The sequence below is a fragment of the Streptomyces sp. NBC_00306 genome, from assembly GCF_036169555.1.
GTDB lineage: Bacteria > Actinomycetota > Actinomycetes > Streptomycetales > Streptomycetaceae > Streptomyces > Streptomyces achmelvichensis.
In genome coordinates this window covers 2,432,454-2,445,096 of record NZ_CP108032.1, presented here as the reverse complement: position 1 = coordinate 2,445,096, position 12,643 = coordinate 2,432,454, and the positions used below count along the sequence as shown (strand labels likewise).

13 protein-coding genes and 1 pseudogene are annotated in these 12,643 nt (G+C 70.1%); 8 read left to right on the top strand and 6 right to left on the bottom strand.

Annotation, left to right across the window (positions count from 1 at the left end):
- Positions 1-79: 79 nt before the first annotated feature.
- Both OHA05_RS10800 and OHA05_RS10795 read right to left on the bottom strand, forming a co-directional pair.
- A complete protein-coding gene (locus OHA05_RS10800; protein ID WP_328860434.1) occupies positions 80-688 on the bottom strand; it encodes a DJ-1/PfpI family protein in 609 nt (202 codons plus the stop codon).
- Positions 689-817: 129 nt separating this feature from the next.
- On the bottom strand, positions 818-1,663 hold the full coding sequence (locus OHA05_RS10795; RefSeq protein ID WP_328860433.1) for an enoyl-CoA hydratase/isomerase family protein: 846 nt from the start codon (positions 1,661-1,663) through the stop codon (positions 818-820).
- A gap of 445 nt (positions 1,664-2,108) precedes the next feature.
- Here OHA05_RS10795 and OHA05_RS10790 point away from each other — a divergent pair, with 445 nt between their 5' ends.
- Positions 2,109-3,029 (top strand): alpha/beta hydrolase, encoded by a 921-nt coding sequence (locus tag OHA05_RS10790; RefSeq protein ID WP_313946548.1) that lies wholly within the window; start codon positions 2,109-2,111, stop codon positions 3,027-3,029.
- 147 nt (positions 3,030-3,176) lie between these two features.
- Here OHA05_RS10790 and OHA05_RS10785 read toward each other — a convergent pair whose 3' ends face one another.
- Positions 3,177-4,100 (bottom strand): alpha/beta hydrolase, encoded by a 924-nt coding sequence (locus tag OHA05_RS10785; protein WP_328860432.1) that lies wholly within the window; start codon positions 4,098-4,100, stop codon positions 3,177-3,179.
- Between the two features lie 187 nt (positions 4,101-4,287).
- Here OHA05_RS10785 and OHA05_RS10780 point away from each other — a divergent pair.
- The 7 genes and pseudogenes from OHA05_RS10780 (at position 4,288) to OHA05_RS10750 (ending at position 9,169) form a co-directional block, all read left to right on the top strand.
- Positions 4,288-5,141, top strand: a pseudogene (locus OHA05_RS10780) (helix-turn-helix domain-containing protein).
- A 128-nt stretch (positions 5,142-5,269) separates the two neighbouring features.
- Positions 5,270-6,532, top strand: coding sequence for a S1 RNA-binding domain-containing protein (locus OHA05_RS10775; protein ID WP_328860431.1), 1,263 nt, complete (start codon positions 5,270-5,272; stop codon positions 6,530-6,532).
- A 142-nt stretch (positions 6,533-6,674) separates the two neighbouring features.
- Entirely contained in the window at positions 6,675-7,076 is a 402-nt protein-coding gene (locus tag OHA05_RS10770; protein WP_327684462.1) for a DUF4234 domain-containing protein, read from the top strand.
- 99 nt (positions 7,077-7,175) lie between these two features.
- The gene (locus tag OHA05_RS10765) at positions 7,176-7,652 is read left to right on the top strand and encodes a hypothetical protein (protein WP_328860430.1); all 477 of its coding nucleotides are present in this window, start codon (positions 7,176-7,178) and stop codon (positions 7,650-7,652) included.
- Positions 7,653-7,718: 66 nt separating this feature from the next.
- Positions 7,719-8,303 carry a DinB family protein gene (locus OHA05_RS10760; RefSeq protein WP_313946552.1) on the top strand — a complete coding sequence of 195 codons (585 nt, stop codon included), beginning with the start codon at positions 7,719-7,721 and terminating at the stop codon, positions 8,301-8,303.
- A gap of 107 nt (positions 8,304-8,410) precedes the next feature.
- Positions 8,411-8,863: a protein-tyrosine phosphatase family protein gene (locus OHA05_RS10755; protein ID WP_328860429.1), complete on the top strand. Its 453-nt coding sequence runs from the start codon at positions 8,411-8,413 to the stop codon at positions 8,861-8,863.
- 42 nt (positions 8,864-8,905) lie between these two features.
- Complete coding sequence (locus tag OHA05_RS10750; protein WP_313946554.1) at positions 8,906-9,169, top strand: DUF2277 domain-containing protein; 264 nt, start codon at positions 8,906-8,908, stop codon at positions 9,167-9,169.
- On the opposite strand, the gene OHA05_RS10745 is transcribed toward OHA05_RS10750, so the two are convergent.
- The 3 genes from OHA05_RS10745 to OHA05_RS10735 form a co-directional block, all read right to left on the bottom strand.
- On the bottom strand, positions 9,126-9,779 hold the full coding sequence (locus OHA05_RS10745; protein WP_313946555.1) for a DedA family protein: 654 nt from the start codon (positions 9,777-9,779) through the stop codon (positions 9,126-9,128). The two genes, OHA05_RS10750 and OHA05_RS10745, sit on opposite strands and share 44 nt — an antisense overlap.
- A gap of 336 nt (positions 9,780-10,115) precedes the next feature.
- Complete coding sequence (locus OHA05_RS10740) at positions 10,116-10,568, bottom strand: DoxX family protein (RefSeq protein ID WP_313946556.1); 453 nt, start codon at positions 10,566-10,568, stop codon at positions 10,116-10,118.
- A 57-nt stretch (positions 10,569-10,625) separates the two neighbouring features.
- The gene (locus OHA05_RS10735; protein ID WP_443043664.1) at positions 10,626-12,575 is read right to left on the bottom strand and encodes an FAD/NAD(P)-binding protein; all 1,950 of its coding nucleotides are present in this window, start codon (positions 12,573-12,575) and stop codon (positions 10,626-10,628) included.
- Between the last annotated feature and the right edge of the window lie 68 nt (positions 12,576-12,643).

The following is a 12,643-nucleotide window of genomic DNA, read 5'->3' as shown; positions in this document are numbered from 1 at the left end:
CACGGCCGGTCCGGTACCAGGCGGGGTAAGCCGACTCCGCCCGGCGTGCGGCGCTCAGTGCACCGCGACAGTGCGGCGCTCAGTGCACCGCGACCTCGCCCGCGTGCACGGCCCGCAGCGCCCGCTCCACCGTTTCCTGGTTCTCGCCGACCGGAGCCACGTAGTCGAGGACACCACGTGCCACGTCCTCCCCGACCGTTCGCGTCATCACCCACGTCGCCAGGTACTGGGACGCCAGGCAGCCGCCCGCCGTGGCGATGTTCCCCTCGGCGTGGAACGGCGTGTCCAGCACGGTGACGTCGAGGGCCTCGACGAAGGGCCGGGTCTTGATGTCCGTGCAGACCGGCATCCCGTTCAGCAGCCCCAGCCGGGCGAGCACCAGCGCACCGGAGCACTGGGCGCCGATCAGCTGGCGTGAAGGGTCGAGCTGCAAGCGGGAGAGCATCCGGTCGTCGGCCGCCACCTCGCGTGCCTTGACGCCGCTGCCGATCAGTACGACCTCGGCTTCGGTGACGAAGTCCATCGGGCGCTGCCCGGTCACTTCGACGCCGTTCATCGAGGTGACCACCGGCGTCGGCGTCGTGATGAAGGCCTCCAGGCCGTCCTTACGGCAACGGTTGATCAGCGCGGAAGCGATGAAGCTGTCGAGTTCGTTGAACCCGTCGAAGGTGACCACTGCTACCTGCATCACAACTCCTTGACGTACGGCACCGGCTTCGCAGTCTTCCTGCCCCGCCAATCCGGTGCGAGGGCCAATCGGCGGCCGGTGGACTGCCTGACTGTGCCAGGCCGTCCGAGATCCGGAGTCCGAGCCCCCTTACCGGCCCGCCGATCCGCCGATGGTGCCCAAGGCGTCTCCGAGGTCCCGTTCGGTGGCACCCCGGGTCTGGAAGCCCTGCTCGAACAATTCGGCCACGCGTTGCTGCGCCGTCTCGCTCCGGACGAGCTGCTGGAACAGCGCTGCGTCCGCGCGTACGTCGGCAGGGGCCGGAAGGCTGATGTCGTTGATCGCCGACTTGGCCGCGATCAGCGCATCGCGGGGGAAGCCGCCCATGCGCGCGGCCATGCCTGCCACGAACGCGTCCAGTTCGGCGTCGGGAACGGCGCGGTTGATCCATCCATAGCGTTCGGCGAGGTCCGCGTCGAAGTCCGACGACGTCAGCACGGCCTCGAGCGCCCGGCCCCGGCCCAGCAGCCGAGTGAGGTGCTGGATCGCGCCCGCGCCCGGAGGAGCTCCGACCGCCACTTCCAGTTGGCCCAGGACGGCGTTCTCCCGGGAGGCGAAGCGCATGTCGCAGGCGAGGAGGAACTCGCTGCCCGCTCCCCGGGCGCGGCCGCGCAGTTTGCCGATGGTGACGACCGGAAGTCGGCTCAGCTTGCGGAACAGCATTCCCAGGGAGGCGTCGCCGGGGCCTCCGGCCTTCGCGGCCTCGGCGGTGTACTCGGCGACCTTCGTCATGTCGACGTGCGGGAAGAAGTATTCGGCGTCCGCACTCTCGAAGACGGCCACGCGTGGGGCGTCCGGTTGCGCCAGGTCGTCGAGGAGCGAGACCAGGTCCCGCACCACCTCGGGGCCGATGAGGTTCATGGGCGGTGCGTTGAAGGCGGCGGTCAGGACGTTGCCGTCCACGCTGGTGTCGATGGTTTCGTACGAGGCGGTCATGGGGTCTTCCTGTCGTCGCTCGTCACGACTCGGCGGCACGCCCGGCGGCTGTCGGCCGGTGATCATTGCCCTGGTGCCCTGGTGCCCTGGTGCCCTGGTGCCCTGGTGCCCTGGTGCCCTGGTGCCCTGGTGCCCTGGTGCCCTGTGCCCTGGTGCCCTGGTGCCCTGGTGCCCGTCGCCGTGCGGTCCGCGGCGGCGCCCTCCTGCCATGCTACGGCGCAGGGCGGGGCCACGACCTGGGGCGACGGGTCCGGCGAGACGCCCCGGGAGCGCCGGACCGCGGCGGGCCTCCGCCACGTTTGCGCCGTCCCGAGTGGCATGTGAGGGTTGAGGATGGTATAGCCCAAAAAGCCTGGATCTGCACCTCCAGAGCTACCGGGGACCCTCGGGTCCGCTCCGTACAGCGGGCCAGGTCTCGTCCCTCACCGTCAGTGCAGGAGACGCAATGAAGACCGCAGTGCAGTTCCCCAGCAACAACCTCATGCTCGCGGGGAACCTCTACACACCCGACGACTACACCGAGTCGGAGCGCCGGCCCGCCGTCGTCGTCTCGCACCCCTACGGCGGCGTCAAGGAACAGACCGCCGGCCTCTACGCCCAACGGCTCGCCGACCAGGGGTTCGTGAGCCTCGCGTTCGACGCGAGCTACCAGGGCGAGAGCGAGGGCGAACCGCGCTTCCTGGAGAACCCGTTCGCCCGCGCCGAGGACATCAAGAGCGCCGTGACGTTCCTGTCCGTCTGCGATGAGGTCGATCCCGGGCGCATCGGTGCGCTGGGCATCTGTGCCTCGGGCGGCTACGTCCCCTACGCGGCCCAGACCGAGCACCGCATCAAGGCCGTGGCCACCGTCAGTGCCGCCGACATGGGCGGGCTGTTCCGTGAGGGTCTCGGCGGCGGTCAGAGCGAGGACGTCATCCGCGGCATGCTCGACCAGGCCGGCGAGGACCGCACCAACGAGGCCCTGGGCAAGGAGCCCCACCTGGAGCCCATCGTCCCCAACACGCCGGAGGAGGCGAAGGACGCGCCCACGCTGTACCGCGAGGGCAGCGACTACTACCGCACGCCCCGGGCCCAGCACCCCAACTCACCCAATCGCTGGGTCTTCCGCAGTGTCGACCAGATCGCCCAGTACTCCTCGTACGACCTGATCCACCTCATCTCCCCGCGTCCGCTGCTGATGATCGCAGGCACCGAAGCGGACACGGCCTACTTCAGCCGGGAGGCGATCGGGAAGGCCGGGGAGCCGAAGGAACTCTTCTGGATCGACGGCGCCACGCACATCGACCTCTACGACAAGGAGGAGTACGTGCCCACCGCCGTCGCGAAACTGACGGACTTCTTCACGCAGCAACTCACCAAGGCCTGACGCCCTGGTCTGTCGCGCCCGGCCACGAGGATGCCGCCGGTACGCGACGAGGGGTTCCGTCGCCCATCGACGGAACCCTCGTTCGGGGCGGTACCCGCGCTGGCCCCACCCGCGATCGCCCCGGTCGGCCGTGCCGGACTCGGGGGATCAGGCCGCCGCGAGGTTCTCCTTGAAGAAGCCGGTCAGCTTCGCGACCGCCGCCGGCACGTACGCGTCCCGGTCGTAGAGGTCGATGTGCGACGCCCCTTCCACCCAGAAGAGTTCCTTGGGCTCGCGGGCCCTCGCGATCGCCTCACGGCTGAAGTACGCGGTGTCCGCCTCGGTGCCCGCGATCATCAGCAGGGGACGAGGAGAGATCAGATCGACCATGTCGAAGGAGGAGTACTGGGCGATCTGGTCGACGCTGCGGAACAGGTACCGGTTGGGGGAGTTGGGGTGCTGGGCCCGGGGCGTGCGGTAGTAGTCCTGGCCCTCCCGGTAGAGGGTCGGCCAGCCGGCCGCGTCTTCCGGGGTGTCCGGGACCACCGGGTCGAGCCGGAAGGTGCCCTCCGTGACCTCGGCGGTACGGGCGTCCGCGGCGGCCGCGAGCATGTCCTGAAGGACCTGCTCGTCCTGTCCGCCGCCAAGTCCCTCACGGAACAGCGCGCCGATGTCCGCCGCGCTCACGGTCGCCACCGCCTTGATCCGGTGGTCGGTCGTGGCCGCGAACGGGACGTAGCCGCCCGAGGCGCAGATGCCCAGCGCGCCGATGCGGTGCGGATCGACCTGGTCGAGCGTGGCGAGGAAGGTCACCGCGCTCCTGATGTCCTCGGCGCGGGCGAACGGGTTCTCCAGGAAGCGCGGTTCGCCCTCGCTCTCGCCCTGGTAGCTCGCGTCGAACGCGAGCGTGACGAAGCCTTCCGCGGCGAGCTTCCGCGCGTACAGGCCGGCGGTCTGCTCCTTCACACCGCCGAAGGGGTGCGAGGTGACGACGGCGGGGCGCCGGTCGCCCTCGACGTGGTCGTCGGGGAGGTAGAGGTGCCCGGCAATGGCCAGCCCATTGCTCTGGAATTGCACATCGATGGGAAGCATGGTGTTTCTCTTTCCTGATTCGCAGGTTTCGTGTGTGTCATGGATGAGGCCCGTACGGCCGGTCACGTCATTCACGGTCACACGGGGTCAGGAGAGGAACAAGAGTGGCCTTTTTCCCAGGAACGATCGTTCCTGGGAAAGATTTCTCCCCCTCACGGACAGGCCGTCGGCTGCGACACTGGAAGGCATGGGTACCGCAGACGCGCAGCGCAACGAGCTCGGCGAATTCCTCAGAACCCGGCGCGCCGAACTCGCGCCCGCCGATGTCGGCCTGCCCGACTCCGGAGCACTGAGGCGAGTGCCTGGACTGCGCCGGGAGGAGGTGGCCCAGCTGGCCGCCATCAGTACCGACTACTACACGCGGGTGGAACAGGGGCGGCTCAAGGCCTCGGAGCCGGTCGTGGCAGCCCTGGCCCGGGCGCTGCGGTTGAACGAGGACCAGACCGTGTACCTCCGCGGGCTGGCGGCGAAGCGCGGGGGCCGAGCCACGAGGCGGCCCGCGCAGCGTGTCCGTCCGCAGTTGCAGCGGCTGCTGGACCTGCTTTCCGACGCTCCCGCCCTTGTCCTCGGCCGGCACATGGACGTGCTGGCGTGGAATTCGCTCGCCGCTGCCCTCATCACGGATTTCTCCGCGCTGTCCCAGCCCGAGCGGAACTATCTGCGCCTCGCATTTCTCGACCCGGATGTCCGTCGCCTTTCACCGACTGGGAAAGCACGGCGCGCACCTGCGTGGCATATCTCAGAATGGACGCGATGCAGTATCCGGATGACCCCCGGCTCGCCGCGCTCGTGGGTGAGCTGTCGGTGAAGGACCCCGATTTCCGCATCTGGTGGGCGACGCACGATGTCGCGCACAAGGCGTGCGGGACCAAGGCCCTCGATCACCCGGTGGTCGGTGCGCTGACGCTCGACTGGGAGATTCTCGGCTGCACGACCGACCCGGATCAGCAGCTGATGGTGATGACCGCGGCGCCCGGCTCGTCGTCCGAAGAGGGCTTGCGGTTTCTCGCTTCGTGGAGGAGGGCGGAGGCGACGCAGTGATCGCGGGAGCGGCCGACGTTAACCCGTGGTCGTGGAAGGCGGGCCGGTGGCAGACTCGCCGGGGCGCTCAGTGAGTTCGGTTCCGGCCAAGGAGTCCGTATGCCCCTTGATGTTTCCGTCGCGGGGCAGTGAACGTGCTGCCCTACGTCTACCGCGTCACCAAGTACGATCCGGCTGATCGCAATGAGCACGGGTACTACACCGGCTCCGAGGACACGGGGAGCGACCACGGGAGCGTCGAAGCCGCCTACCTGGCGGCCGTTGCTGCCTTCGCCGAGGACAGCGCGGTTCAGTACCTGGCCATACGCGAGCCGTTGATCTCCGTACCCGTCCACTTCGGGCTGGAGCCCCCGATCGACGGGTACGGCCTGGCCGGTCACTTCGCGCCCGACCTGACCGGATTTCACGACGGGGCGGAGGTTTCCCTCGCGGTGGCGTCGGAACTGCTCCGGGCCATGCTGCGCGACAACGGTGCTTGGTGCCGTCTCGAAGTGGAGGGGCGCTTCTTCGTCGACGTGGGATGGGACCAGTACGTCTACGTCGGCAGCGGCGGGTCTTGCGATCGGGCGGTGGCCCACACCCATGAACTCGGTCTGTTCGCCGAGCGACTTGATGCGTCTGCCTACGATGCGTCGTTCGACGAGGAGCCCGGTGAGCAGCGTCCCGCCGACGATGCCTTCTGGGCACGGGTGGCCTGGTGCGTCGCCACAGGTGAAGCAGGCATCCTGGAGGAGGGAAACGTCCACAACGTCTCCCGATGGCACCGCATCACCCAGGCGAATCTTGACGCGGTCCGCGCCCGGCTCGTGCCTCGGGCGCGGTTGACCGTGTGGCCGGACCTGTCCACGGACCTCGACGCCGTACGAGACGCCTTCCCGGAGGAGGGCCTGATCGAGCTCGTCCGGGAGGACGAGGACGGGCGGATCACCAGCGTCTTCGCGGACGAGGACGCGTACGAGGAACTGGCCGCGCTCCTCGACGGCGCTCGCGCAGCAGCGGTGTTGCCGATCACCGTCGATGAGCGCCATCCGCTGTTCACTGCCGTGCTGCCTGATGACGACGGTGTGCTGCGAGCGCGCTGGAGGACCGACCCGACACCGAGCGACATCCGGTGGGCCGCGATCAAGGCGTTGCAGCGCGGTCAGATCTGCTCGGGCATCGTGATGTCGATCGGCGAGGCCGAGGCGCTCGTCGACCTCCACGGTTTCGAGGGAGTGATGACCGTCCCCGAACTCCCGGGACAGCGTGCGGCTCAGGGCCTGGGGGAGATGGTCGGCGTCGGTGAGGAGGTGACCGTCGAGATCGTGGAGGTCGACATGGTCCGCGAACGCGTCGCTGTGTGTTTGAAGGGGAACCAGGACGAGCCCGGCCGTCCGGGGGCATCCGTCTGACGACGGTCGGCCCGCAGCTCAGGTCCCTCGGGCCTCGTCCCCGCCCCACCCTCTGGACTTCCGATGTGCGCCTCCGCCGCCCATGTGCAGAGCGCGCGCGTTCGCGTTCCGCGTGATGCACTGGAGGAACAGGAGGTGCGTCGTGTCAGGTCGAGCCGGCAAACCCCGCAACATCTTCCTCGTGTGGCTGGTGTGGCCGCTGATCACCCTCGGTATCTACCACTTGGTCTGGTACTACAAGGTGAATCGCGAGGCCCGCGACTTCGACGAGCGGATCGAGGTCGATCCGATGCTGTCCGTGCTGGCCGTCACCATCGGCTGGCTGGTGATCGTCCCGCCCTTCGTGTCGGTCTACAACACCGGGCTGCGCATCGCCCGCATGCAGACCTCGGCCGGGCTGCAGCCCACCTGCAATCCGTGGATCGGGGTCATCCTCGGGATCATTGCCGGTCTGCACTCGCTCTACTACCAGCACGAGCTGAACCAGATCTGGGCCCACTACGGGAACCCGGTGGAGGGCGAGCAGGTGGCGCTGGCTGTGTGACCGCTGTCCGAGCGGGCGGCGGGCCGGATGCGGCCAACCCGGGAAGCGTCCTGCGGGAGGGGCTCGTTCCGCCCGTCATCCTCCCTAGGCTGACGGGCCATGGAATGGATATCGCCGGTCAGCACCGCGCTCGGAGCAGTCATCGGAGTCGGGTCCACGCTGCTCGCCGAGCGTCTCCGGTGGCGTCGTGACCGCATCACCCAGGCACATGCGACGCGGCAACAGCTGTACGCCGACTACTCGGCCGCGCTGTCACGGATGCGGACCGCCCTCAGCGAGTACGCGCACGCGGTACAGCCCGTGGAGGAGCGCGCTCGGCGAGTACGAGAGCTCTTTCTGTCGCCGGGCGCGTACGAGCTCCGGCACCAACTCGCCATCCTCGCGCCGCTCGAGGTGATCGATGCCTCTCAGGCGGCGTTCCTGGTCCTGAGGGAGACACGGGACTGCCTTGTCGCCGGGGCCGACGCGGACAGCGCGTCGTACAGGGAACTGGACGAGGCGTTCGACGGCGCCATCGGCCGTCTGCGCACGGTCATGCGCAGGGATCTCGGGGTGAGTGATCACGTCGTGCGCTGACGGTCACGCCACGGGGGCACGTACCCTGGCGCCCCGCACAGTTCGGCGTCGGCACCAGGGGAGAGCATGGTCGATCTCAAGCAAGAGCTGCACCGCAAGCTGAAGGCCGGCAGGGCCGGGTTGTTGGGGAAGCTGGAGGGGCTGAGCGAGTACGACCTGCGGCGGCCCCTCACGCCCAGCGGGACCAATCTGCTCGGGCTCGTCAAGCACTTGGCCGGTGTGGAGTACGTGTATCTCGGGGAGTCGTTCAAGCGGCCGGCGCCCGAGACCATGGCGTGGGTCGAGGACGGGTCGCTCTGGGACGGCGCCGACATGTGGGCTACCGCCGACGAGTCCAGTGAGTATCTGATCGGGCTCTACGAGCGGGCCTGCGCGCACGGTGACCGGACCGTCGAGGAGCTCGGGCTGGACGCTCCCGGGTGGGTGGCGCACTGGCCCGAGGAGCGGCGCGAGACCACGTTGGGCGTTCTGCTCGTGCGGATGGTGGTCGAGACCGCGCAGCACGGGGGGCACGCCGATGTCGTCCGCGAGCTCATCGACGGGCGGGGCGGTCCCGATCACGACGAGATCGGCGACGAGGCGTGGTGGCGCGACTACGTCGCCGGCATCCAGCGCGCCGCCGACACCTTCGCGGACAAGGCCGGGGAGTAGGCGGGCGAGCAGGCGCGCCGTGTGTACGCGGTGGTCGGACCGTTCGTCCTCCCGGTACTCGACCGGACCGTACCCCGCTCCCGGCCGTCGGCGGTTACGTTGAGTGCGTGATCGAGACCTGGAATCCCACCGACGCCGGCGTACTGCGGCTTCCCTCCGGCCGGTATGTGCGGGGGCGCGGGCTGCGGAAAGGGCTGCCCGATGGGCGTGTTCCCGACTTCGGGGTGTATCTGCTCGGGAAGCCGCCGGCCCAAGTCGACTGGGACTTCACATGGTTGAAGTGGCCCGACTTCCGGCTGCCCAGTGATCGCGGCGCCGCCCGCGAGGTGCTGCGGGAGGCGTGGGAGCGGGCCGCGCGGGAGCGGGTGGAGATCGCCTGTGGGGGTGGGCGGGGGCGGACCGGGACCGCGCTCGCCTGTCTCGCCGTCCTCGACGGGGTGCCCGCCGAGGACGCCGTGCGCTATGTGCGGCAGCACTACGACTCCCACGCCGTGGAGACACCCTGGCAGCGGCGCTACGTCCGTCGCTTCACCGGGCCGCGCACAGGGGATCGATCATGAGCGGCATGGCCGCTGTCGGACCCGCGAGGCACACTGGGACACATGTGCCGCAGCATCAAGACTCTCCGTCCGCCCGTCCTCCCCGAAGAGGCCACCGAGGACGACATCCACGCCGCCGCCCTCCAGTACGTGCGGAAGGTGTCCGGCTTCCGGGCGCCCGCCGCGCACAACCAGGAGGTGTTCGACCGGGCCGTCGAGGCGATCGCGGAGGCGACCGGCCGACTGCTCGACGGGCTCGAGATCCGCGGCGGCGGTGGCGCCGCTAAGCGGTCTCAGGAGCAGGCGACGGCGTCGGACGCCGCATGACGTAGGCCGCCAGTGCCCCCGCGCCCGCCAGCGCGAACACGGACACGGCCGCGCCGACCCAGGTCGCGCCGAGCCACTGGCCACCGAAGTAGCCGAGGCCGACGCTGTAGCCCGCCCAGGCCACGCCCGCGAGCGCCGACCAGGGCAGGAATTCCTTCACCTTGCGGTGGGCCGCGCCCGCGCCCAGGGAGACGACCGAGCGGCCGGCCGGGGCGAAACGGGCGATCACGACGAGCGTGCCGCCGCCACGGCTCAGGGCCGTACCGAGCCTCGCCTGCGCACTGGTCAGGCGACGGGACTTGGCGATCGCGCGGTCGAAGCGGTCGCCACCGCGCCAGGCCAGGCGGTAGGCGACGAGGTCACCCAGGACGGAGGCGGTGGCCGCGCACAGGACCAGGACGAGGAGCGAGGGGACCTCGCGGGGGACCTGACCGGCCGCGTTCGCCACGGACGTGGCGGTCGCGGTGGTTCCGGCGGCCGCGGCGGTCGCCGCGGTGATCACCAGGACGCCGCTCGGCAGGACGGGAAGGAAGACGTCGAGGAGGACGGACAGGGCCACCACGGCATAAATCCATGGGCTGCCGGTCAGCGACCCCATGCTCTCGAGCACCTTGACTCCCCGGTTCGTGAACAACGCCGCGACGTCGCAGGGGAGCGGCAGGGGCGGCAGTACAGCTGTACAGCGTACGCCTGAGGTTCACCCCGAGATCGCTTGGGGGGTACTGATGTTGTGATCATCACGTCTGCCCGGAATGGGGAATTACGCCGCTCCTGCCGGGGTTGGGCGGAGCCCTCGCCTCCGCTCCTGCGGGGGTTCGCCGGAGCCCGAGAACCTCTCCTTGCAGCGGACTCCCCGCCTCCGCACGCCTGAGCGCCCGCGTCCCCTTCGTGCGGACGCGGGCGCTCGGCGGTCTGCGTTCTGCGGTCTGCCTTCTGCGGATCGGGATCAGGCGGAGACCGTGGTCCGCTGCTCGCCCTCGCTGCGGTTCGTGCCACGCGCCGCGAACAGCTTGTCCACCGCGAGCGCGCCCGGGCCGGTGAAGATCAGGAGCAGGAAGGCCCAGCAGAACAGCACCGGCTCGCCACCGCTGTTCTCCAGAGGGAAGAGGCCCTCCGGCTGGTGCACCGAGAAGTACGCGTACGCCATCGCGCCGGAGCAGAGGAACGCGGCGCTGCGGGTTCCGATCCCGAGGAGCACCAGGGTGCCGCCGATCAGCTCGATCACCGCGGCGGGTCCCTTCGGCCAGCTGCCGGCCGCGATCGTCTCGCCGTCGGTTATGACGCCGAAGAGCGTGTTGGCGCCGTGGCAGGCGAAGAGCAGGCCCACGACGATGCGGAACAGGCCGAGGGCGTAGGGCTGGTACTGGTTCAGCCGGGAGGTCAACTGGGTGTTGGCCATGGGGACTCCTGCGGTGTGGGGGACGAGAGGTGGAGCTCGCCTACAAGTTAGGTCGACCTAATCAATGCTTGCAAGTTCAACATTCGGCCGGACTTCTTTTCTCACGCGAACTTCACGTAGGGGCAACGTGCGCAGCGCGGCCCGGGCCACGGCGTCCGCGTCGGCGAGCGTCACCGAGTCCACACCGGGGCGCGCACCGGCCGCCGTCACCCAGTGCACCCCCTCCGTCGGCACGCCGAGGGCGAAGCGCCTCGGGTGCGCCCGCCCCCGTCGGTCCACCAGGCGGTACGGACGCCGGGTGACGTCCAGTCCGCCCGTCTCGTAGCCGTCGACCGCGTGCGGCCGGCACTGGCCCGTCATCATCAGCCGGCTCAGCAACGCGTCGCTGGTGCGCCGGAGATCGGGCTCCGGCAGCCGCGCCTCGATGAGCGTCGTCGCCGTCACCGCCGAGCCCGGGACATCGGGGGAGTGCGCCGTGAAGCGCCCGTCCGCCGTGCCCATGGCCGTCCGCGGGCCGATCACCTCCAGCACGCCCGCCTCCACGAGCGCGGTCATCTCCTCGATGCGCCGGCGCGGCGGCCCGATGGAGAGGAAGGCGTTCAACGGCGTGTACCAGCGGTCCAGATGATCGCGGCGGGACGTGCCGGAGAGGCCCGCGTGGTCCACGATCAGGCGCAGTTCGTTGCGCAGATCCCGCAGGACGTCGAGCGCGGCCTTCACCGGGCCGGCCACGTTGCCGAGGGCCGCCTGCTCCGCGTCCTGCCGCAGATGGGCCAGCAGCCAGGCGCGGTGCTCGCGCGGAGAGCCGAACCGTTCACCCGCGTACGGGCGGGACAGCCGCTCCCACGACCAGCGGCCGGCGGCCGGGACGCCGAACTCGTCCAGTACGGCGGCCTCTTCGGCGCTCCCGTGCGGCGCGGCGAGGAAACGGCTCCGGAAGCCGGGGGCCGCGTCGAGCAGCGCCTCGTAGTGGACCGTCTCCACCTCCTTGGCCACCAGCGGCCATATCTCGGTGAGGAAGTCCGGCGGAGTGCTTGCGGCCGCACGGTCGCGGAAGGCGGCGATCACCTCGGCCGTGAGAACGAGCGGTTCATGACGGCCGGAAGGGCCCTTGGCGTTGTCTCCGCGTGCCTGGTACGGCACCCCGCGCCGCGATCCCGCGTAGAGCCGCGGCTCACGGCCCGAGGCCCGGTAGACGAGCGTTCCGGAGGTGTCGCGGACGAACGCGCCGCCCCGGCCGGTCGTCAACAGGGCCATGTGGTCGAAGAAGTTGAGGCCGAGGCCGCGCAGCAGCACCCGCTCGCCGGGCTCGATGCCGGAGAGGTCGATGTCCGCCGGGTTGGCGGGGGCGACGTAGCGCAGACGCGGGTGACGGGACGCGTACTCGGCGAGATGCGCCTGCGTCTGCCGTCCGACGACCGGCAGATGGCCCTGGGCGAGCACCACCGCGCTCAGTCCGGTGAGCGTCGTGCCGTCGTCCAGGGCCAGGGTCTGTGGCGGGTCCGGCTCGTCGCTGTGCCGGTCGTCCGCCAGTGCCACCGCGCGTGCCCGGTGCACCCGGACCGTCACGGACTCCGGTGCACCCGCGACCGCGCGCCGGAACGCCCACTCCAGATAGCGGCCGTAACAGGCGCGCGTGGGGTAGTCGTCGGGGCCGAGATCCTCGTCGGTGTGGGCGGCCGCCCACTCGAAGAGGCTCGGCCCCGGGCGTATCGGGCCCTCGCAGCCGACGCTGGCGTCCGTGAACACCGTCACCTGGGAGGCGACCGTGTTCATCAGGAGCTCCGCCGGCTGGTCCGTGCGCCAGACGCGCCCGGCGCCCGGGGGCGCGGGGTCGACGAGATGGACGGTCAGCGGTGTCCCCGGCCTCAGTTCCGGAACCGAGGCGCAGAGTCTCTCCAGGACCGACGTGCCGCGGGGGCCCGCGCCGACGATCGCGACGGCGTGGGCACGGACGAGGGCACGAGGGGGCGAAGCGGTGGACCATACGTCGCGTACGTCGGACAAAGCGGAAACTCCCCGGCATTGAGGCGCGCTCGGAAGCGGAGCGTCCGCCACATCATGCCGGGGGTCCG